A 21,301-nucleotide genomic window follows, 5' to 3' on the forward strand; every position below is an offset into this window, starting at 1 on the left:
TCATAAAGAAGGGGCAAACCATTGGAAACAATGGGACGCAAAGCCATAGGGCCTTTTAGCTTCAGCTGAATGGCAGCCGGTTGCCTTTTAATAAAAAATAAAACAATAAACGGAGGGGTAAAGAAGTGAAAAAGAAAATTATTTACACGATGTTGGCTTTAACATTGGCTATCGCAATGGTAGCAGGTGGAACTATGGCTTGGTTCACCGACGAAGCAAATGCAGGGGACACTACCTTTACAGCTGGTACTTTACATGTTGGTGTTACTGAAGGATTAGATTCATTAATTACAGTTGCTCCCAATATTGACAACATGAATCCTGGTGACTCTTATGGACCGATTTCAATTGAAATAACAAACGAAGGCACTAAAAAATTAGCATGGTTTGGTAATTGGATATTCACTCCTGTTATAGAGGAGGGTACAGAGGGAGATTATACTAAATTGTTAGATGTAATTTATATCAAGACTATGTCTATGCAAATGTTAGATGCAGATGGAAATCCTTGGACTGATGATCCATGGTATTCTGGTTATAACTTTATTGAGAATGGTAGAGGAAACTTTGTTGGACATAACCAAAGTGAGGCTAACTTCTATAATAGTTTAGCAGATTTAAGTGAGTTTGATGTTATAACTCTACGTAACTGGAACGACAATAACTCCATGATAACATTAGCTGATTCTCCTTATGAGCATATGGGAGCCCTTATAGGAAATAGTGAAAACAAATATGTGTTAACAGTTGAGCTCGGATTCCACCAAAATGCTGGAAATGATTACCAAGGAGATGCGGCAGGTGTGGCTCCTATAAAAGTAGAATTCCAAGTAGATGCAACACAAGTACATGAAGATGCAATCAATCATATGAATGGATTAGGAACATTACATATTGGTTGGCTACAAGGTCAAATAGAGCTTCAAGAATAATATTGTATAAAGCAAAGCTAGGTTTCTTTAATTACTAATTAGTAAGATTTCAGAGAGGGTGTTACCATGAATCGTAAAATCATAAAATCCATAGCCAACATTGTAATAACGCTTCTGGTTATTACGTGTTTTACCCTAGCAATTAGATTGCAGGACACCTTTGCTCTAGAGGTAATTGGTGGGGAATATGGTCTGAAGGTTGAGCTGGCCCAAGACAACGTTGCCACCGACAACTTAAACCCTGGAGATACAAAGGAATCCTACATGACTATATCTAATATTGGAGAGCACCCTCTACCTGTATATTTAAATAATCGTACCATCCGAGAAACCTTTGGCAATGGTGGAGGGGATTTAAATGATAAGCTGGTTCTTACCATAACGGATCAAAATGATAAGCTGGTTTATTCTGGAACAGTTAAGGGTTTAAATACTCCCCATTATGTTGGAAATATCCAACCCGATACCTCTGTAGCACTAGATTTCAAGGTTGATTTACCTGCCGAAGAAACTACAAACGAGTATCAAGCGGCTTCATTGACTGTAAAATGGATTGTATCTACCACCTATAAAGCACCTACAGATAAGCCTTCTCCTCCAACTGTTATAGATAATGCAGAAGAAGTGGAAGAGCTAGATGATGACGAAACTCCACTGGTGACAGCTAAGATAAAAGAGGAACCAGAGGTTGTAGAGGAAAAGAATGAAGAACCAGAGGAAGTAGAAGAGGTAGAAGAGGTAGAGGAAATAGAGGAAGTAGAGATACCCTCAGGGGTTACTACTCTGCCAGAAACTGGCGAAGCTTCTTCCAATCTATTCTATGGTTTAGGGATCCTGTTTATATTAGTTGGTATTTACATTAATAAAAGGTTATAATCTAAAATGTAAAAATCGGGGTTAATCCCCGATTTTTTTTGTGGAGTTCTAAAATTTAAATATAATCCCTACAAATCCAGCAATGGCTATATAGACTATGGGATGTTTTTTAAATCTATTAATTCCATAGAGCATCACTGCGAATAGCACCAGGGCTTTTAAATCTATTAGCTGTGAAAAATCCTTAGTAGTTTTATATAAATCAAAATTAAATAAGGATATTTTAGCCACTTGAAAACCTGCTGCAGCGATTAATCCAACAACAGCTGGTCTAATACCATCAAAGCCAGCCCGTACTAATGGGTTTTCGTTGAACTTCATAAAGTAATGTACAATAATGGCTATGATAATAAGGGAGGGAGCCGCCATACCAAGGGATGCAATGGCACCTCCCAAAATACCAGCGGTTTTGTAGCCCATAAAGGTGGCTGCATTAATACCGATAGGGCCAGGAGTTGATTCAGCAATTGCAATCATATCCAACAAATCCTGGGAGGTAATCCAACCATATTTGTCTACTAGATCATATAGAAAGGGTAGACTAACCAAGCCTCCGCCTATAGAAAAAAGACCGATCTTAAAGAACTCTAAAAATAATGTTATATAGATCATTTAGGAGCCACCCCCTCCTTATTTTGAAGTAGGACTAAGCCCGCCAAAGCAGAAGCAATAATTACAACTATAGGTGAAATATTCGATAGAATAATTACCAAAAAGGAAATTAAAAATAAGACAAAACCTACTTTGTTCTTTACCGACTGCTTCCACATCTTGATAACAGCATGGGCAATAAGGGCAACTACCACAACCCTGATTCCTCCAAAGGCCTGCTGAACAACCTGATACTCTTGAAAACGATGGAAGAAGGCCGCTATTATCGTAATAATAATTATGGATGGAGAAATCATTCCTAGTGTTGAAAAAAGTCCTCCCCAATTCCCCCTACGCCTATGACCAATAAGGGTTGCTGTATTTATGGCTATAATACCAGGAACAACCTGACCTAAGGCATAGTAATCAATGATTTCAGTATCAGTAGCCCATTGTCTTTTATTAACGATTTCTTCCTGCATAATGGGTAGCATCGCATACCCCCCACCAAAGGTAAAGGCACCCATTCTAAAAAAAATCCAATATAAGTCCATTAGCTCCTTCATGTAATGTCAACGCCCCCAGTTCAAAAAAATATTAAGTGTGTCTAAGTTTCTTAATTATTATAACATATTAGCGACTTATAATGCGGTTTTTTTATTTTAGATAAAAAGACTGATATAAGGAAATCCTCAATCAATCTTCTATATCATTGGGCAAAAACCCTTCTATAATAGTCGGTTTCTAATATTTTGGCAGAATAATAAATTCTTTCATTAACAATGGAGGAAATCCCATTAATATAATCTTCATCAACCTCAAGACCATCATTGGGAATAAACTCCTTGGTAATAGTATTATAAAAACCCTTATCGGTGATAAAGCTTTTGCTCAGGAATATTACAAGGGGGTGATGGTTAGAAAATATATCCCTTCCCATAAGCAATCTTGAATCATATTCAAGACCTAGTAAATTTGAAAGGGTGGGAATAATATCTAAGCTGGATGCAGGTTTATCAATAATTTCGGGTTCCATTCCCTTTGTATATAATAAAAAGCTGTTTTTATATAGCTCAAAGTTTCTTTCCACCTGGTGGCCCACCAGCTCATCTATAACCTCATACTCTAAACCGTAGGGATAATGATCAGAGCTTAGGGCAATGAGGGTTTTGTCAGCAATGCAAGCCTCCTCCAACTTATTCAACAAATATTCTAGGCTTTTATCTAGCTCGATTTGAGTGGCTATATAGGCCTTTGCAGCATCGGAGTAGGGTAAGTCTGCAACCAAGCCCTTATTTTTAAGGGCCATAGCATTACCTGTAAAGTTATATTGCATATGGCCGCTTACCGTCATGTAATAGGCATGAAAGGGTTGATTATTGATATACTCATCCACAGTTTTTTCCATCATCTCTAAATCTGATGCTGGCCATGGTGTGGAGATCTTTAGTCCATTGCCAACCCCCTTATAATCGTAACCCATATTGGGATGAGAGACATCCCTCCTATAATAGTCGTAGAAATGGTTATGATAGGCAACGGAAGTATAGCCTAGATTTTTTAATTGATTTCCCATAGCAAAGGGCATATATTTATTCCCCGATAAATAAAAGCTCCATACTCCATTTTTTGGGATAAGGCTGGTTAGGGCAACATACTCTCCATCGGAGGTACTAACTCCCCATAAAGGGGTATAAAAATTTGCAAATTGATAGCCTTCATTATAGAGCTTATACAAGGTAGGGGTCAATTCCTTATGAATACCATAGGGAGAAAAGGACTCGGCGGTAATAAGAATTAAGTTATAGCCCTTATATTTACCCGTATAGGGATTTTTTGCTGTAGGCGCTACTTTAGAGAAGTAATTATGTAAATCTATAATGGATTTTTTGCTTTCATTTTCCATCAGCTTCTGAAAATCAATATCCATGACATTGTATTCGATTCTAACCTTCATAACATCAGTGTCATCGGGTATATTGGCTTTAGGGTCTGGTGGACTTGAATAGTAAAAGTCATAGGATGAGGCCTCCAACGCTGGTGACCAGCCAAATATTAATCGTTGAAAGTCAAGGCGCATGGTGGTCAGCAGCCCGAGATTTTCCAAAGAGAGTAGAGAATTGCTATTCTTATAATATAAATCATAGGGAGAGTTTTGATCTTTACCAATGACTTGAAGGGTTAGTAGTCCAAGAAGGTGGGAGGATATCATTGTAAAGATGAGTAGGTACCTAATCTGCTTATGAACTCTATCATAAGGAAAGTATTTTTTACCATAGATTACAATTAAAAATACAGGTAAAAACATCAAGAAAATCCAATGAATATTATCCGTAACCTTGGCTACAATATCCCGCCAAAATTGAAGCACTTGAAGGGAGTTGCCAAGGGAATAAAAGGTATAAAGCATCCGAAAGGTTTTGTAGTATATCAACTGGCTAGCAAAAACAAAGGCAGTAATGCTTAATAGACCAATTAAGGAGTAATGAAGGGATTTACCTTCGAAGAAACTACCTATTAGATAAAGGATTATTCCAGCTGATATAGTAAACATAGCTAAAAAAACAAGTCCGTTGGAAAAAACCCCCCCCGTTGTAGTTACCCTTAATAAGGTTTCCATAAAAAATATTGAAAGGAATATATAGATTAATAGGGATACCTGGTTAGTTCTTTTAAACATAGGAATAATCTACCTCCAATACTACAATAAGTATAATGCTACAGGGTAGAAATATCAATTAAAAATCATATTAATAAAATAGATAACAACCATAACACCATAGGTTAAGGGGAGAATTATAAGATAATTTTTATAAAGATCCTTAACCCTTACTTGAAAATACTCTAAGGTTAATACCTGACAAAGGTGAAGGGGTGAAATATAATAAAACAAAAAGGAGCTTGTGTAAATAAACATGGCATATAGAAGCTTTGTTTCATAATTAGGAGCTAAAGGTAAAAGCATGGGAAATAATATAGCAATACCAGGATTGGTTGAAGCTAACGGGAAGCACAATACAGCCGTTGAAAGAAATATTAAAAGCTCTATTGGCATTCCCTGTTCTAATAAATTATTTAGAAATATAATGATTTCATCAATCTCATTAACGGTATTCTTATATAACATAATACCCACAATTGCTATCACCATGGGTACCTTAACACCCTTATACATGGTTTTTAAGGGATGCTCCTGAAGATCATATTTTACATCCCTTCTTTTATCATACTGGTTTATACCAACACTAATAGCGATACCTACCAATAGAGATATGTGAAAGGAGACCTTAAAAGCAACAACTCCAAGTAGGCTAATCAATATGGGGGAAGCATAAAGAAGAAAATCACTGAAGGCCTGAAAATATTGCTTGATATTTATTTTCTCTGCTTTACTTTCTTGATAATTTCTTAGATAAAAGATATAGCCAAAGACATACAGAACTATTGCTATTGGAAATTGCAGTTTGATAAAGTCTATAACCCTAAAATCTCCAATTTCTGCTGCCAATAGTATTGCTGGTGACAATGGAAAAACGAAGTACAGAGCATGTCTAAATATAAGGTTTATAGTAGCCTTTCTATCATTGGGTATACTTAGCCTATCCCCTAGGCTTCCTACGATGGGACAAGACATTAAGGCACCACCAGATACCAAGAGGGTTCCCATAAGGGCAGGGGCAACTAAAATGGTAGCTTTGGCACTTCTAAGAATTTTTTCTAAAGCAACAATCATTCTATCCAATATCAGGTATTTATCCATCAGGTAAGCCAATATAGTAATCAAGGCTATTGTAGAGCCAAGGGATATAGTAGTGGGTTCAAGGAGGGTCTCTTTAAATATTTCTAAAAACCGAAGGAAGCTACGTCCATTTAACATGGCTAATAAAAAAGAGCCAATCGTTAAGGAATAACCGATATTCAGCTTTTTATTTACTAGGAATAAGGTTACAAAAATAGATACTACTAGAGATAAAATTAACATAGGTCATCACCATTCCATTTCATTTAAGCTATTAATAAATATATCATATTTTCCTTTACTATAACAATATTTTTAGATTACCGAAGTAATGTATAAAAAATTCTTCATGAGGAAATAAACTAGAGGATAGAATAGGTATTTACAAGGGTATATATTATGAAAATAATTGAAGGAGTGATTATAATGGATGTAATGGAAAGGAACCTACACTACTTTATCGATAAGCATAATGATATATATGAAGCCTATGAGAATTATGGAAATATGCTTCATGAAAAAGGAGGCCCCCTAAACGAGAAGACAAGATGGCTTATTAAGGTTGCTATTTCAGCCTGCTGCCAATATCAGTATGCTTTAAGGACCCATATAAAAAAGGCAGTAAGGGCCGGTTGCACTAGGGAAGAGATAGAGCATGCAATACTGTTGGTGGCCCCCAGCGGAGGATTTCCTAAAATGATGGAGGCTACTCTGATTCTAAGGGATGAGATGGGGGACAAATAGATTATTATACATAATATGGGTTTAACCATATAAGTAAAGCCATGGATCAAATCGGTTATCCATGGCTTAAGCTATCGGTGGTTAGCAACAAGCTATGGGGTTTTTCATTATTATTCCATAATTATTCCAACAAATTTATGTATGAGAATCTTCCTTCTGATTAAAAATAATTAAGAGGTGATAATAATGAAGAAATTAAAAATAAGAAGGTCAATTGACAAGAATTTTTTCAGAGAAATGAACTATGAGCTGGCTGGAGATATCGGTATACTAGATAATGAGGATATGAAAAGAAATAGGAGGTTATATACTGGAAGAAAGAAGAAATAAAGGGAAAGTGGCAAAATGTGGGCAATAGAACCCTAATACGCTGGTTGACAAAAGAAAGGTTTAGCTATAAAATAGCTATGCAGATATTTTAGGAGATTATCCTACTAATTGTGAGGTGTAAGATGATTAAGACTTTTTTAACTAATAACTAATTGAATAGTTGCCTTAAAAAAGCCATAGGGTAGCTATGTACTTTTTTAGGGATGATAGTTAAAAAGCCTTAGTTTTTTCATATATGTTCTAAAGAAAGTGTCTATTAAGCTTATTCAAAGCTTAGTAGCTATATATGATATAACACTGTAACCTAAGACTTTGGTTACAGTTTTTTGTTGTTGAAGAATATATTAAGAATTGTGAAATGCTTTTGTTCCTTTTGGCTATCATCTCGGAATGTAAAAGGAGATGATTTTATGAATATGATCATAAATAATATTAGTAAGGATTATGAAGGCAAATTGGTATTTGAAGGGATCAGCGGTGCCACCCACAGCGGTGATAAAATCACTTAGACTATAGAAGGAATTTCATCATAGCTAATAGAATACAATTATAGTTAAATAATATATACATGAGAAAACACAATATAGGAGGTAGCTATGAATCAAAGGATAAAGGTCGGCATAATAGGCGTTGGTATAGTGGGGGAAAGGTTTATTAAAGCCCTACAAAGCCATGAAAGGGCACATATACTTGGTATATATGATACCAATGGAGAGAGGTTAAGCTACATATCTGAGAAATATCAGCTAAATACAGTAGGAGATTATAAGGAGATACTAGACGATAATGAAATTGACTTAATCTACCTTGCTGTTCCACCAAAATATCATCACCCAATAGGGATGGAAATCATAAATGCTGGAAAGCATTTTATTTGTGAAAAGCCCCTAGCAAATTCTGTAGAAGAGGCGGAGGCCATGTGGCAAGGTGCAAAGGGTAAGGGCATTGTAAATGCAATAAACTTCCCAACGGTGTATACATCCGCCTTTAAAAAAATGAAAGCCCTTTTAGAGGAAGGTTATATAGGCCATTTGAGAAGGGTAGAGTTAAAGGGATATTTTCAACAGTGGCCCCGTTTTTGGCAACAAACGGATTGGATAGCTACAAGGGAGCAGGGGGGCTTCGTGAGAGAGGTATTTACCCACTATGCCCAAATCCTCCAAAGCCTTTATGGTAGAATGGAAAATATCCATTCTACCATAGAGTATCCTAAAGATCCTCTAAAATCAGAAGACGGAATTGTGGCAACGGCTTCTTTTAAGGATGGAACTAGGGTGTTAATTAATGGATTATCGGATATAGGAATGAAGGATCATCTAGCACTAACCCTATATGGATCTAAAGGAGTGATATCCTTAGAGAACTGGAGGGAGCTATGGCTGTCCAGCAATGAAGGAGGGCCAAACCGACTGGATATTGAGGATAATAATCATTTAGTAGAGCTAATAGATGAGGTTTTTAAGGCCATAGACCAAAAGCCTTCCCATGTTGTAAGCTTTGAAGAAGGCTATCATGCCCAAATTGTGATAGAAAAGTTATTAGGCAACTATTAAAAATAGTTATAAACTTATAATAAATACTGAAAACTTAGGGGAGATAAGATAGGGAATAGCCCTGCCTTATTTAGTATATCACTTGCTTGTTTTTAGACTGTAGGAAGGACCCCTTCCTATGGTCTTTTTCCTTTCAAAAACTATTATTGATAACCATGCTGTTTTTCTCTGCCAGTGGATACACCTGATAGTACCACAGATTATTAGGTGAGATTTTCCACATATGTAAAGCAATCTACATATCTGATTTTATTTTTTTGGCCTTGCAAAAAAATAGTGAAATATTCCTAGTACTTTATGTCTATTTTTAGAGGTGATGGAAAATATTTGTCGAATAATAAAGAGAACTAATCAAAAGGGGGTAAGTGAATGAGGTACAATAAACTAATAGCAAGTCTGGTATTAATCCTAATGCTTTTAGCTCTACCACTACAGGCCTTAGCCAGTACTCCAAGCTCATGGGCCGTAACGGAAATCGAAAAAGCCAAATCCTTTAATCTAGTTACAGAAAAGGTTTTAGAGGATTATACAAGCAATATAACGAGGGAAGAATTTGCAGAATTAGCTGTAAAGCTGTATGAATCTCTAAAGGGTAGTAAGGCAGCTGAGGTTTTAGATAATCCCTTTAAGGATACCTCAAACCCAGAGGTTTTAAAAGCCAATAGCTTAGGGATTGTAGGAGGCAGGGGAAACGGAGTTTTTGCACCGGCTGATCCAGTAACTCGACAAGAAATTGCTGTAATGCTTAATAGAAACATTACAGCTGCTGGTATTAATGCTACCAACACCAGTCCAGTTGGCCCCTTTGCCGATGAAAACAAGATTTCAGATTGGGCAATGGGTTCCGTAAAGCTATTAAATGGATATGGGATTATTGGAGGTGTGGGGAAAACAAAATTAACCCCCTAGGCAATACCACAAGGGAGCAGGCCATTGCCCTAGTAGTAAGAACCTATGAAAAGTTCAACACTACTATATCTAATAGGCCCTTTGAGCCCAGCGTAATAGCCGAGGAGGCTATGCCAGCAATGGTATTTATCCAATGTTATGACATCAACGACACTCTAATAGCAACAGGAAGTGGTTTCGCAATAGACTCAAATGGTAGCATAGTAACCAACTACCATGTAGTAGAGGGTTGCAATAGAGTTACTGCTACCTTTGAAGATGGGACAATCTTAGATGTATCTAGTGTATTTAATTATGATGTAGAAAGGGATATCGCCATCCTAAAGGTAGATGGAACCAATCTCCCCACAGTTCCACTAGGAGACTCAGATAAGGTTTTAAATGGACAAAGGGTTTTAGCAATAGGCAGCCCCTTGGGACTATCTAACACAATATCAGAGGGACTGGTAAGCAGTAAAAACAGAGAGATTGATGGACTAAGATTTATTCAAACCTCTGCTCCAATATCCGATGGCAGTAGCGGAGGAGCCTTATTAGATAGTAATGGGCAGGTTATTGGAATAACATCAGCTATATTTGTTGAAGGACAAAACCTAAACTTAGCGATACCCATCAATGATTTGAAACCCTTATTGCAGGTTAATAGGGAATTAAGTATTGATGAAATGTATGAAGAAATTAGGCTAAGCACCCCCTTTGGGCTATTTTCGAAAACCTTGTCATCAAGGAAAATTTGGCTCTACTGGGACTTTGTTGAGGACGCCGAGTACTATCATATATACAAAAGCTATGGAGGTTTCACTAATTATCCCTATACCTTCGCCTACAATAGTATAACAGAGGATAATGCAGTTTATTATGATGAAGAAGACGATACATGGTCTGTATGGGCTCCCCTTTTAGTGATTGTCTCCGATAAGGATGCAGATGAGTATTATTATGAATGGATTGAGTAGTTTTAATTAAGTATAATCATAATCCACCAGCTTACTGGTGGATTTTATTATACAAATATTTACCTATAGAAAACCAAAATACTACAGTGTAATGATAAACAAACAGTGCTATAATGATTGTGGAGTTTTATTATTATTAAATTTAGAGAGCTGGTGACTCTTTGTCTAAAGTCTTATTTCAATTCAAAAGGACTTATTTTTTGTTTTATTTTACAATGGCTATATTTTGGGCCTTTATCGTCCCATATTTAAAAAGCCTAGGTATGAACAATACCTATATTGGAATAATTGCCTCCCTTATGATTTTATCAGGGGTGGTAGGACAATTTGTTACAGGCTACATTTGTGACGTAAAGGGGACTATTAAAAAGATTTTTATAATTTCCATGATCATTCTCAGCATAAGCATCATATTTTTCTTTCAGTCCCAGAATTCTACCTACATGATGGTGTTTATAGTTATTATAGGTTTTTTTCAATCATCCGCTATGGGACTAACAGACAGCTGGGTTTTAGAGAGTGATTCTGAGATAAAAGAAAACTTTGGAGGTATTCGGGCTTTAGGATCGGCTGGCTGGGGGATATCAGCCATATTAGTAGGATCATTAATTGACAGGATGGGCTGGGATATCATTTATGTTCTCTATGGAATTATGACCATCCTCCTTTTGGGAGCCCTCTATAATATGAAGGATGCAAAGGGTGACAAGGTTAATTTAACTGAGGGGGTAACCTTCAAGGATATTAAAGAGCTCTTAATAAATAAAAGCTATGTACATTTATTAGTAATTCTATTTTTATTGTTTTCTGGATTACATGCAGCGGGAACCTTTTCACCAATTATTATACAAAATTACGGAGGTGCAAAGTTCCATGTAGGCCTGTATCTATTTGTTGCTGCAACCAGTGAAATCCCTATGCTCTTTTATGCCAAAAGGTTAAAGGTAAAATATAAGCTGACGGCATTATTAGTCTTTGCTGCATTAGCAATGGCTATAAGAATGGTTCTGGTGGCATATAGCAATAGTATAGCAGCTGTAGTTAGTTTAGGAGCTATGCAGTTTATAACCTTTTCTATAATTGTATTTATATCTAAATATCTAATCGACGAGGTAAGTCCACCTAAGACAAAAACAATGGCCCAAATGGTTGGTATGGCCATTTACCATGGTTTGAGTGGAATTTTCTCAACCTCCTTATCGGGATGGCTTTCCGACAACATAGGAATGAAGGGAATGCTGTTGTTTCAGGCGGGTCTATCCTTTGTGGCAATCATATTAAGCTTAAGGTATCATTATAATCGCTGGAAAATTCTTAGATAGGTGAATAAAATAAAATAAAGGCTACCCATGAGGGAAAGCCTTATTTATTTAATAGGAGCGTGTCCAGCGAAGCTGGGCATTTACTTGTTGAGAGGAGAGTTCTCTGATGTAAAATAGTTATTTAAACTTCGTTTCTATTGCCTTTGTTATGGGCTCCATCTTTTCTATAAGAATTTCTAAGGGGCTAGGCATTAGTTGGTATCTGTAAATTACTACAACAATTGCACTAATGAGAACTATTGTTAAATATACACTTAAAACCCCTTTGTCATCCTTGTTTAATTTAAGAAAGTCTATAACCAAAAGGATGATAAAAAACATAATAAAGATGAGGTAATCCATTATAATCGCCCCCTATTCACATTAAGGGCAGAGTGGGTGATGGTGGCCTCAACCTTTACAGAAATATCCGACCGTGAAAATTCTTCATTCCATTGATCCTTAATTTCCTTAAATTTTTGAGGGTGTTTTATAGAAAAGTTTCTACTAAGATTAAAGATATCAACATGATACTCCTCCTGAGCCAAAGCTATGGTTTTCGTAAGCTTATCCTCTATAGTCTGACTTAGCTGCCTTTCTACCTTCTCAATGTCTATAGGAACTTTGGTATACATTGAAGATATCCTTTCGGCGATACTTCCCTCAACCTTTAATTCAATATCAAAGCCGATCCTTTCATCGGTATAGATGGGGTGAATCTTGGCTTTTGAGCTAAGGACTTCTATGACATATTGATCACCTGTATTACCACATTCATAGGTTATAAGCCCATTTTTAAAGTTATTGCTAATGAAGTTATAGGCTTGACCACCTTCTTCATCTAAATAGCCCACCAACCTCTGATCCTTAAATACTGCCAATTGAGTCAGCTTAAGAAAGGGAAGCTCCTCATTGGTGGCTGGAGGAAGCTTTTCTACCAAAGTAGTTACATAGTTTATAATGGGATTATTGGTTGCCTCTACTGTTTTTAAGAGGTTGGATACATAATACTTAGAGGTGGTACCGTATCCTCTAGCCAATATATTTAACCCGAGAGAGGGTACTAACCCTAAACTATTTGGGGTGTCTAGAATTTCCTTAGGGGGGAGTTTACTAATGAAAACAAAGGGCTCCATTCTAATCTCCATAACCTGAACAAAAAATCCCATAACTTGCCCTAGACCTTCCTTTGCAATAGCCTCATCTATAATAAAAACCTGAATATGGGCTATATACAATCTTCTTTTAGCTAACCGCGCAATATTTCTTAAGGCGTCAAAAACCGATAAGCCCTCTGAAATCATAATGGTATACACATCTCTACCCTCTGGATTTTCAGCAACGATTGCTCCAGGATTTGCTACCTGGGCTACAACGGTATAAAGACCCTCCTCTGTCTTAGATATACCCATCCCTAAAACAATCCCTAAGCTTTCAATCTCTCTTCGACTCCAGCAGGAGGAGGTAAGTAAAATACATATTAACATGATAGCCAATAGCTTCACTTTTTTCAATGACCATCTCCTCCTTCCTCCATTGGTGGTTGGGGCTTTAAATGATCCTGCTTTTTAGTAAGGTTCTGTTTATTTGCAACATGACTGGATCTTTTTTTGATAGCCCATTGGGGTAGGCGCAGGAAATAGTCCCTCATATCCTGAAGATTAGTGGGGGCGAAGGGTGCCATAAAAGGTACACCAAAAGATCTGAGGGATGAAAGGGTTAAACCAATAAATAAAAATCCTGCGATGATACCGTAAATCCCCAATAATGCTGCAAGAGTCATATTAATAAATCGTGTTAATCTAAGGCCTAGTGAGAAATTTGAAAAGGGAATGGTGAAGGAAAAGATTGCTGTTGTAGCCACAATTATTACAACGGCAGGGGAAACCAAACCAGCTTCAACAGCAGATTGGCCTATGATTAATGCACCAACAATACTTACAGCCTGACCAATATGGGTAGGGAGCCTAATCCCAGCCTCCCGTAGGGCTTCAAAGGCCATCTCCATAAAAAGGGCCTCAAAATAAGCGGGGTAGGGAACGCCAGATCTGGTACCAGCTAGGGTCAATGCCAGCCGAGTGGGCAGCATTTCCTGATGATAGGTGGTAACTGCCACATAGATAGCCGGCAAAAACATCACCACTAAAGCCCCGAAATATCGAATTAATCTATTGAAGGTGGCAAAATAAAAATTTAAGTAATAATCCTCAGAGGTAGAAAAAAAGTCAGCCACGATAGATGGTGCCATCAAGACAAAGGGGGAACCATCATAAATTATGGCAATCCTTCCTTCCAACAGCATGGCACTTGCTCTATCGGGTCTTTCTGTGGAAAAGTCTGCCTGAAACAGAGAAAGGGGATTATCCGTTATATAGTCTTCAATCCCACCAGTACTGGTTATACCATCTACATTCCTTCCTACATCATCTAGACGGTTTAATACTTCATCTACAATTGCAGGCTCTGCTATGGTTTTAAGGTAGGCCACCACAATATTGGATTTGGTTTCTTTACCTAATTGAAATTCCCTAATCACTAAATCCGTAGATTTTATTCTTCGGCGGATCATAGCTAAATTTACACTTGAATCCTCAACAAAACCCTGTTGGGGCCCCTTAACAACCCTCTCAGTTTGGGGCTCTGCAGATTCCTTGTTTGATCCCTTTCCTATGGCAACAGTTATTCCAGCAGGAAAACCATCCACAAAAATAATACCATTTCCCCCTAATGCCTCTAAAACGGCGGCTTTAGCATCGTTATAGGATTCTATAGAATGGCTTGAGAGGTTTTCTTCTAAAAGGGCTTTAATATTTGCATGAAAATAACCCAACTCCTCTGAGGATTGGTCTTTTAAACCCAACATAAGGGGGGCTAATATATTAGACTCCACCAGCTTAAGATCCACTATAGATTTAATGAAGACTATCGCACCCTCAATACTTGGAATGGTGGGTATTTTAAAGTGTCTGATGATGATATCGTCACTGTGGGATAAAAGGGATTTTATAATATCGATATTCTCCTTGAGGCTAAGGGTAAAACCAATCAAGCTGGCATCTTCATTAGACAAGCTTTCAGCATGATTTTGATTAATATATCCCTCGCAGGCTTTATGTAAAGACTTTCTTGATCTTTTCTTTAGCTTCTTCATTCAAACGCCTCCCTTGAAGAATATTGTGTGCATTATTTAGCTGTAATATGACAAACTAGAAGATGATGGGGAGGAGTTTTTAATGGATAATATTAAGCAGAAAAATCCAATAATCATCTCTTATTGGCAAATTTTTTTATTAACCATCGCTCAAGGAGGAGGGGCCACGATTTTGAATCTTCCCGGAGTAATAGAAGCCGGTAGAAATATTTGGTTATCGAATATTCTTGCGTCTTTTATTGGTTATCTAGCAATTTATCTCCATTATAAGCCCTTATCAGTTAGTAAAATCATTTCAATGCCTATGGTACTAACAAAATATTGGGGCCGATTTATAGGTGGAATCGTCTGCCTATATTACTTTTACTATCTGTTTATACTATGCAATCTGGTTCTTTCAGACGTTTTTTATTTTGGCAAAATCACCATGCCGGAAACACCTGGGTATATTTTTGCAATATTTTTGATGGCTCCAGCCATTTATGCAGTGAAGCTAGGTCTAGAGGCAATGTCACGGTTTCTAGAGTTTCTCATACCTCCACTTATTGGCTTATACATCTTTTTATTTATATTAGTTATTCCAAAATTGAATTTCTCCAACCTATTACCCATAGCCTCCGATGGAATACTACCTATTCTAAGGGGAGCAATATTTAATATGAGCTTCCCCTTCGCAGATTTTTTGCCGATAGTCTTTTTTTATCAATATATAAAAGATGACATAAATAAAGATAGAAAATTTATAAAGTCTACATTTTCTGCAGTGTTTTTGATAACGGTTATGTTAACCTTTAGAGCCATTACCTCTGTAGCTGCCTTTGAGGAGGCTACCTTAAAGTCTCTAACCTTTCCTCCCTTTAACACCATAAGAATTATTGAAGTTGGGGATGTATTAGAAAGGCTTGACGCCATCTTTATCGCAATTTTTTATGGGACCACCTTTTTTAAGTTTACATTAACCTACTACGTAGCTTGTAAAATTGTATCTGATTATTTTAATGCTGTTGAGGTAAAAATTTTTTCTACTCCGATAGCTGTTTTAATTGGATTATCAATGCCCTTTTTAATGCCAAGCTTTAACATCATCTTAAGGACTAGCATAACGTATTTTTTTATTACATTACCATTACTGTTTATCTTACCACTACTGCTTTACGTAACAATTAATGTTAAGGGAAATATTAAAGGGTAAACGTTAGAAGCTAGAGAGGGCTAGAAAGGAGGTAATATGGAAGGAGATAAAATTAAAAACAAAATCATCATTTCTAACTATCAGATTTTTTTGTTAACTATAGCCCAAGCGGGAGGAGCCAGTATTTTATACCTCCCAGGAGTAATTGAGGCTGGTAGGAATGTTTGGTTATCTAATATTCTTGCATCCTTTGTGGGTTATTTAGTTATTTATCTACATTATAAACCTTTGTCAATCAGTAATAGCAAATCAATGCCTATGGTATTAAATAGATATTGGGGTAGATTTATCGGTGGATTGGCTAATTTATATTACCTGGCTTTCTTCTTTATTTTATCCAACCTAATCCTATCGGATGTTTATTACTTTGGAAAGATTACGATGCCAGAGACTCCTGGACACATTTTTCTAATCTTTTTAATAGCCCCAGCCATCTATGCTGTTAAGCTGGGGATAGAAATTATTTCTAGGTTTCTCCAATTGCTTCTCCCCCTTCTGATTATTCTATATTCACTGCTTTTTGCTTTTGCAATACCTAAACTAGATTTTTCCAATCTATTACCCGTTGCTGCTGATGGAATCATGCCCATTATCGGAGGGGCAATCCCTAATATGAATTTCCCCTATGCTCAAATACTGCCTATCGTATTTTTTTATCAGTATACCAGCAAAGCCGCTGATAATGGTGACAAGTTTACTAAATACACCTTTGCTGGGATATTTATGGCAACATTACTATTATCATTTAGAGGGATAGCTTCTATTTCAGCATATGAGGAGGCTACTTTAAAATCATTAACCTTCCCGCCCTTTAACACAATTAGAATTATTGAGGTTGGGGATGTGTTGGAGAGACTGGATGCTGTCTTCATAGGGGTTTTTTACGCCACCACCTTTTATAAATTTACCATTACCTATTATGCAATGTGTAAAATTGTATCAGAATATTTTCATGCTAATGATGCCCAAACCTTTTCAGTACCTATAGCCGCATTAATTGGTTTATCTATGACCTTTTTTATACCTACATTTAATATGATTTCAGTGGCCATTATACCTTACTTAGTGCTGTTTATTCCTTTATTATTCATCATGCCTATATTGTTGTACATAACAGTTAGGGTTCATAAGGAGGATGGGAAATCATAATCTATTTAACTACTAAGGGTAATGAGAGTAGGGTTATTACTTTTTAAGGATTGACACCTCCTTATACAGAGTTATATATGGTTGAGAAGTACTAAATATAGCTTTTATTTGGTAAGAGCCGTTATAGAGTTAATATGTAGAGCTATAGGGTTTATCATGATATAATGGTTGAATTGATAAAAATACTATTTTCAGAATGATTGATATATGATAATATAGAACCAAATCGGTAACGGTACCAGTAACGTTATTGGTAACGTTACCATCAGTAGAGGGAGGGACATTATGAATATAAAAGACATAGCTGCTGCAGCGGGGGTGGCAGTAAGTACTGTTTCTAGAGTCATTAATAATCATCCCGATGTAAATGAAGCTACAAGAAAAAAGGTACTAGAGATTATTGAAGACCTAAACTATGTACCTAACAACAGTGCTCGAAATCTAAAAAGAATAGTATCCAATAACATTGGAATTTTTGTAAAGGGAATATATAATCCTTATTTTGCAAAAATGATTCAAGAAATCGGGCAGGGGATTAATAGCATAGGATATTCCATCATTACCCACTACAACCCTGATGATGCCAATGATTCGGCAGCTATAATAGAATTTATAAAGGAAAAAAGATTAAGAGCCTTGGTTTGTTTGGGGGGAGAATTTGAAGATTTAACTGATGATTTATTAAAGGAGGTGGAGGTACCCATCCTATTTATATCCTCAATAGTCAGCAGCTCTATAGATGAAAGCTTATACTCTAGCTTCGCTATTGATAATATATCAGCTGCCTATGAAGCTGTTAATTATCTATGCCGTTTAGGACATAGCAAGATAGGAATTATAACCTCAGGGTCTAATGACAATAGAATTGGAGGGCTTAGATTTAGAGGTTATTTAAAGGCTTTAGAAGTGAATGAAATTACCTATCATCCAGATTATCTTGAGTATGGCTTGTATACTTTCGAGGAGGCCTATAGGGCTATGAATAAGTTGCTTGATAAAAAACTAGAGCTAACGGCCATTTTCGCTATATCAGATATCATGGCAATTGGTGCAGCCAAGGCCATATTAGATAGAGGGCTAAGAATTCCAGAAGATATTTCAGTGATGGGCTTCGATGATATTGATTATTCAGCCTATTTTCACCCATCCATAACCACTGTAAATCAAATGGAGGGGGAGATAATCCATAGGAGTGTTATTCTATTGAAGGACTTAATCAACAAGGAAGGTAACCATCAACATGTTAGAATTCCCACTAAAATAATAGATAGACAGTCCTGTAGACAAATTAGAAGGTTTAAAAAGTCTGAAGATCTATTGTTTTAGTAAAAGTTAAATTCATTTAACAGTCTTAAGGGTTTAGTAGTTTCTTAAGAATATGAGTCGTGAGGTAAAAAGATATTCATCATACTTTTAAAGGTGGGAGAGGATAAAATGATTAACAAAAAAAGATTTATTGATACCGCAGAACTATTAGTCAAGGTTAACTATGGTAAAACCTTGGCAAAGGCAACACCGCCAGAAAAATATTATGCCATATCTAGGGCGATTTTGGAGCAGTTGATTGAAAATTGGAGTGGGACTACTGAAGCCTATTCACTGGGTAAGGAAGCTTATTACTTATCTGCAGAATTTTTAATGGGGAGGGCCTTTAGCAATAATTTAATAAACTTAGGGATTTACAATGATATACAGGATTATTTAAAGGAGATAAATATCGATATTAACGCTATAGAAGAGGCTGAGGCAGATGCTGCATTGGGGAATGGAGGCTTGGGTAGGTTAGCTGCTTGTTTTCTGGACTCCTGTGCTACCTTGAATTTTCCCGTTACTGGCTATGGTATCTACTACAACTACGGAATCTTCAAACAGACCTTTTCCGATGGCTTTCAAATTGAAGAGGCGGATACTTGGTTAAAGGACGGAAACCCTTGGGGTATCAGAAAAGAAGGAGAATCGGTTGTAGTAGAATTTTCTGATCAAAGGGTTAGGGCCGTTCCCTATGATTTGCCGATAGTAGGGTATGAAACAAAAAATATCAATACCCTAAGATTATGGCAAGCAGAAGCTTTAGAGGACTTTAACTATACATTATTTAATGATCAAAAATACCATGAAGCTGTTGCAGAAAAAAATAGAGCTGAGGATATCTCCAGGGTACTATACCCCAACGATTCCACTGAGGAAGGTAAGATTCTTAGGTTAAAACAACAATACTTCTTTGTGTCGGCATCCCTTAAAGATATCGTTAAAAAGTACAAAAGAACTAAGGGGGATGACTTTTCACAGTTCCATTTAAATACTGCAATTCAGCTGAATGATACTCATCCTGTTGTAGCAATTCCGGAGCTACTTCGCATACTAATGGAAGAAGACTTAAGCTTTAAAGTAGCATGGGGAATCTGTCAAAAAACCTTTGCATACACCAATCATACTATTTTGGCAGAAGCCTTGGAGCAGTGGGACTGTGGTTTATTTGAAAGAATATTGCCTAGAATCTATTCCACCATTAAGTTGATTGATAAGGAACTTTTAAAAGACCTTAGTAGTATGGGTTACCCTTCTGAGAAAATAAAAGATATGCAGATTATCTCTAATAATCGTATTAGAATGGCCTTTCTAGCCATATATGGAAACCATACCACCAATGGTGTGGCGGCCCTTCACACTGAGATACTAAAAAATCAGGAGCTAAGTAATTGGTATAATCTTTATCCAGAAAGATTCCAGAATAAAACCAATGGTATTACCCCTAGAAGGTGGTTGGCATTAAGCAATCGAGAGTTAACCCAGTTTATAATAAGCCTTATGGGAGATTCTAACTGGCTAAAGGATCTAGAAAGGCTAAAATCTTTAGAAACCCTTAAAAATCACGAAGATATTTTGGATGCTTTTATGGAAATCAAAGAAGATAAGAAGCGACAGTTGTCAGAGTACATTCTACAGGAAGAGGGCATTGGTATCGATACCAATTTTATTTTTGATATTCAAATCAAACGGTTGCATGAATATAAAAGACAGCTTCTAAATGCTTTTCATATTTTAGATTTATATTATAGAATCAAAGAAAACCCCAAAATGGATTTAGCTCCTCGGGCTTTTATTTTTGGAGCTAAGGCTGCGCCAGGTTATTTCAGAGCTAAGGGGATCATTAAATTCATCAATGAAATTGCAGGCCTCATTAATAATGACCCAGAGGTTCAGGATAAGCTGAGGGTAGTATTTGTTCAGAATTATAGAGTAACCTATGCTGAGAAGCTTTTCCCGGCAGCAGACGTTTCTGAACAAATTTCAACGGCTGGCAAAGAAGCATCAGGAACTGGAAACATGAAGTTTATGCTGAATGGAACCCCAACGCTAGGAACCCCAGATGGGGCCAACGTAGAGATTGTTGAAGAGGCAGGAGAAGACAATAACTTTATATTTGGGGCTAGGGTTGAGGAGTTAGATGAAATAAAGGATACTTATGATCCAATATACTTTTACGAGAATGTACAGGGCTTAAAGAGGGTGGTTGACTCATTGATTGATGGAACCTTTGATGATGGTGGAACCGGTATGTTTCTTGAACTATACAATAGCCTTTTAAAGGGAGCCAGCTGGCATTCTCCTGACCATTACTTTATATTAAAGGACTTTGATGATTATCGAAGGGCCCAGATGGATATCGATAAGGACTTTAGAAATAAAAGAGGATGGGCTAAAAAATGCTGGATAAATCTATGCAATGCAGGAAAGTTTAGCTCTGATAGAACCATTAGGGAATATGCAAGGGATATATGGAATATTCGTGAGGTTACAATATAACAGAATGACAAAGGGCAGTTGGTGTTATATAACCTCCACTGCCCCTTGTCATTTAATAGGAAAGTTCTTAT

General features: G+C 36.7%; 20 protein-coding genes and 1 riboswitch. Of the genes, 13 read left to right on the forward strand and 7 right to left on the reverse strand.

Annotation, left to right across the window (positions count from 1 at the left end):
- Positions 1–2 precede the first annotated feature (2 nt).
- Positions 3–88, forward strand: a riboswitch (cyclic di-GMP riboswitch).
- A 37-nt stretch (positions 89–125) separates the two neighbouring features.
- Together F8153_RS05425 and F8153_RS05430 are read left to right on the forward strand one after the other, a co-directional pair.
- Positions 126–932, forward strand: a complete 807-nt coding sequence (locus F8153_RS05425) for a TasA family protein (RefSeq protein WP_151865356.1) — start codon at positions 126–128, stop codon at positions 930–932.
- A 66-nt stretch (positions 933–998) separates the two neighbouring features.
- Positions 999–1,808: an LPXTG cell wall anchor domain-containing protein gene (locus F8153_RS05430; RefSeq protein WP_151865357.1), complete on the forward strand. Its 810-nt coding sequence runs from the start codon at positions 999–1,001 to the stop codon at positions 1,806–1,808.
- Between the two features lie 48 nt (positions 1,809–1,856).
- Here F8153_RS05430 and F8153_RS05435 read toward each other — a convergent pair whose 3' ends face one another.
- The 4 genes from F8153_RS05435 to F8153_RS05450 form a co-directional block, all read right to left on the reverse strand.
- A complete protein-coding gene (locus tag F8153_RS05435) occupies positions 1,857–2,420 on the reverse strand; it encodes a chromate transporter (RefSeq protein WP_151865358.1) in 564 nt (187 codons plus the stop codon).
- Positions 2,417–2,965 (reverse strand): chromate transporter, encoded by a 549-nt coding sequence (locus tag F8153_RS05440; RefSeq protein WP_151865359.1) that lies wholly within the window; start codon positions 2,963–2,965, stop codon positions 2,417–2,419. Before F8153_RS05440 ends, F8153_RS05435 begins: the two co-directional genes overlap by 4 nt.
- A gap of 143 nt (positions 2,966–3,108) precedes the next feature.
- Positions 3,109–5,079: an LTA synthase family protein gene (locus F8153_RS05445; RefSeq protein WP_151865360.1), complete on the reverse strand. Its 1,971-nt coding sequence runs from the start codon at positions 5,077–5,079 to the stop codon at positions 3,109–3,111.
- Between the two features lie 54 nt (positions 5,080–5,133).
- A complete protein-coding gene (locus F8153_RS05450) occupies positions 5,134–6,381 on the reverse strand; it encodes a DUF401 family protein (RefSeq protein ID WP_151865361.1) in 1,248 nt (415 codons plus the stop codon).
- A gap of 156 nt (positions 6,382–6,537) precedes the next feature.
- Here F8153_RS05450 and F8153_RS05455 point away from each other — a divergent pair, with 156 nt between their 5' ends.
- The 7 genes from F8153_RS05455 (at position 6,538) to F8153_RS05475 (ending at position 11,952) form a co-directional block, all read left to right on the forward strand.
- Positions 6,538–6,882: a carboxymuconolactone decarboxylase family protein gene (locus tag F8153_RS05455; protein ID WP_243136904.1), complete on the forward strand. Its 345-nt coding sequence runs from the start codon at positions 6,538–6,540 to the stop codon at positions 6,880–6,882.
- A gap of 41 nt (positions 6,883–6,923) precedes the next feature.
- Positions 6,924–7,046: a hypothetical protein gene (locus F8153_RS16530; RefSeq protein WP_279237115.1), complete on the forward strand. Its 123-nt coding sequence runs from the start codon at positions 6,924–6,926 to the stop codon at positions 7,044–7,046.
- 22 nt (positions 7,047–7,068) lie between these two features.
- Entirely contained in the window at positions 7,069–7,212 is a 144-nt protein-coding gene (locus tag F8153_RS16015) for a hypothetical protein (RefSeq protein WP_192929675.1), read from the forward strand.
- Between the two features lie 596 nt (positions 7,213–7,808).
- Complete coding sequence (locus F8153_RS05460; protein ID WP_151865362.1) at positions 7,809–8,765, forward strand: Gfo/Idh/MocA family protein; 957 nt, start codon at positions 7,809–7,811, stop codon at positions 8,763–8,765.
- Positions 8,766–9,134: 369 nt separating this feature from the next.
- Positions 9,135–9,674, forward strand: coding sequence for an S-layer homology domain-containing protein (locus F8153_RS05465; protein WP_151865363.1), 540 nt, complete (start codon positions 9,135–9,137; stop codon positions 9,672–9,674).
- Positions 9,596–10,630, forward strand: coding sequence for a S1C family serine protease (locus F8153_RS05470; RefSeq protein WP_151865364.1), 1,035 nt, complete (start codon positions 9,596–9,598; stop codon positions 10,628–10,630). Before F8153_RS05465 ends, F8153_RS05470 begins: the two co-directional genes overlap by 79 nt.
- Positions 10,631–10,791: 161 nt before the next feature.
- Positions 10,792–11,952 (forward strand): MFS transporter, encoded by a 1,161-nt coding sequence (locus tag F8153_RS05475; protein ID WP_279237116.1) that lies wholly within the window; start codon positions 10,792–10,794, stop codon positions 11,950–11,952.
- Between the two features lie 117 nt (positions 11,953–12,069).
- Here F8153_RS05475 and F8153_RS05480 read toward each other — a convergent pair whose 3' ends face one another.
- Genes F8153_RS05480 through F8153_RS05490 form a run of 3 tightly spaced genes read right to left on the reverse strand, consistent with a single transcriptional unit; the run spans position 12,070 to position 15,082 of the window.
- Positions 12,070–12,294, reverse strand: coding sequence for a hypothetical protein (locus F8153_RS05480; RefSeq protein ID WP_151865366.1), 225 nt, complete (start codon positions 12,292–12,294; stop codon positions 12,070–12,072).
- Positions 12,294–13,436, reverse strand: a complete 1,143-nt coding sequence (locus F8153_RS05485; RefSeq protein ID WP_243136911.1) for a Ger(x)C family spore germination protein — start codon at positions 13,434–13,436, stop codon at positions 12,294–12,296. The genes F8153_RS05480 and F8153_RS05485 overlap by 1 nt, the downstream gene beginning before the upstream one ends.
- Before the next feature lie 5 nt (positions 13,437–13,441).
- Positions 13,442–15,082, reverse strand: coding sequence for a spore germination protein (locus F8153_RS05490; RefSeq protein WP_151865368.1), 1,641 nt, complete (start codon positions 15,080–15,082; stop codon positions 13,442–13,444).
- Between the two features lie 82 nt (positions 15,083–15,164).
- Between F8153_RS05490 and F8153_RS05495 the strand changes: the two genes are divergently transcribed.
- The 4 genes from F8153_RS05495 (at position 15,165) to F8153_RS05510 (ending at position 21,230) form a co-directional block, all read left to right on the forward strand.
- Positions 15,165–16,274 carry a GerAB/ArcD/ProY family transporter gene (locus F8153_RS05495; RefSeq protein WP_151865369.1) on the forward strand — a complete coding sequence of 370 codons (1,110 nt, stop codon included), beginning with the start codon at positions 15,165–15,167 and terminating at the stop codon, positions 16,272–16,274.
- Between the two features lie 36 nt (positions 16,275–16,310).
- Complete coding sequence (locus F8153_RS05500) at positions 16,311–17,423, forward strand: GerAB/ArcD/ProY family transporter (protein WP_151865370.1); 1,113 nt, start codon at positions 16,311–16,313, stop codon at positions 17,421–17,423.
- 285 nt (positions 17,424–17,708) lie between these two features.
- On the forward strand, positions 17,709–18,749 hold the full coding sequence (locus tag F8153_RS05505) for a LacI family DNA-binding transcriptional regulator (RefSeq protein WP_151865371.1): 1,041 nt from the start codon (positions 17,709–17,711) through the stop codon (positions 18,747–18,749).
- A 108-nt stretch (positions 18,750–18,857) separates the two neighbouring features.
- Positions 18,858–21,230, forward strand: coding sequence for a glycogen/starch/alpha-glucan phosphorylase (locus tag F8153_RS05510; protein ID WP_151865372.1), 2,373 nt, complete (start codon positions 18,858–18,860; stop codon positions 21,228–21,230).
- Positions 21,231–21,301: the final 71 nt, after the last annotated feature.

It is taken from the genome of Alkaliphilus serpentinus (assembly GCF_009017255.1).
GTDB lineage: Bacteria > Bacillota > Clostridia > Peptostreptococcales > Natronincolaceae > Alkaliphilus_D > Alkaliphilus_D serpentinus.

Bases quoted from the DNA above. Each gene is read 5' to 3' on its own strand.
- F8153_RS05430 (WP_151865357.1), top strand. From the start codon at position 999: ATGAATCGTAAAATCATAAAATCCATAGCCAACATTGTAATAACGCTT.
- F8153_RS05435 (WP_151865358.1), bottom strand. From the start codon at position 2,420: ATGATCTATATAACATTATTTTTAGAGTTCTTTAAGATCGGTCTTTTT.
- F8153_RS05440 (WP_151865359.1), bottom strand. From the start codon at position 2,965: ATGAAGGAGCTAATGGACTTATATTGGATTTTTTTTAGAATGGGTGCC.
- F8153_RS05445 (WP_151865360.1), bottom strand. From the start codon at position 5,079: ATGTTTAAAAGAACTAACCAGGTATCCCTATTAATCTATATATTCCTT.
- F8153_RS05450 (WP_151865361.1), bottom strand. From the start codon at position 6,381: ATGTTAATTTTATCTCTAGTAGTATCTATTTTTGTAACCTTATTCCTA.
- F8153_RS05455 (WP_243136904.1), top strand. From the start codon at position 6,538: ATGAAAATAATTGAAGGAGTGATTATAATGGATGTAATGGAAAGGAAC.
- F8153_RS16530 (WP_279237115.1), top strand. From the start codon at position 6,924: ATGGATCAAATCGGTTATCCATGGCTTAAGCTATCGGTGGTTAGCAAC.
- F8153_RS16015 (WP_192929675.1), top strand. From the start codon at position 7,069: ATGAAGAAATTAAAAATAAGAAGGTCAATTGACAAGAATTTTTTCAGA.
- F8153_RS05460 (WP_151865362.1), top strand. From the start codon at position 7,809: ATGAATCAAAGGATAAAGGTCGGCATAATAGGCGTTGGTATAGTGGGG.
- F8153_RS05465 (WP_151865363.1), top strand. From the start codon at position 9,135: ATGAGGTACAATAAACTAATAGCAAGTCTGGTATTAATCCTAATGCTT.
- F8153_RS05480 (WP_151865366.1), bottom strand. From the start codon at position 12,294: ATGGATTACCTCATCTTTATTATGTTTTTTATCATCCTTTTGGTTATA.
- F8153_RS05490 (WP_151865368.1), bottom strand. From the start codon at position 15,082: ATGAAGAAGCTAAAGAAAAGATCAAGAAAGTCTTTACATAAAGCCTGC.
- F8153_RS05495 (WP_151865369.1), top strand. From the start codon at position 15,165: ATGGATAATATTAAGCAGAAAAATCCAATAATCATCTCTTATTGGCAA.
- F8153_RS05500 (WP_151865370.1), top strand. From the start codon at position 16,311: ATGGAAGGAGATAAAATTAAAAACAAAATCATCATTTCTAACTATCAG.
- F8153_RS05505 (WP_151865371.1), top strand. From the start codon at position 17,709: ATGAATATAAAAGACATAGCTGCTGCAGCGGGGGTGGCAGTAAGTACT.
- F8153_RS05510 (WP_151865372.1), top strand. From the start codon at position 18,858: ATGATTAACAAAAAAAGATTTATTGATACCGCAGAACTATTAGTCAAG.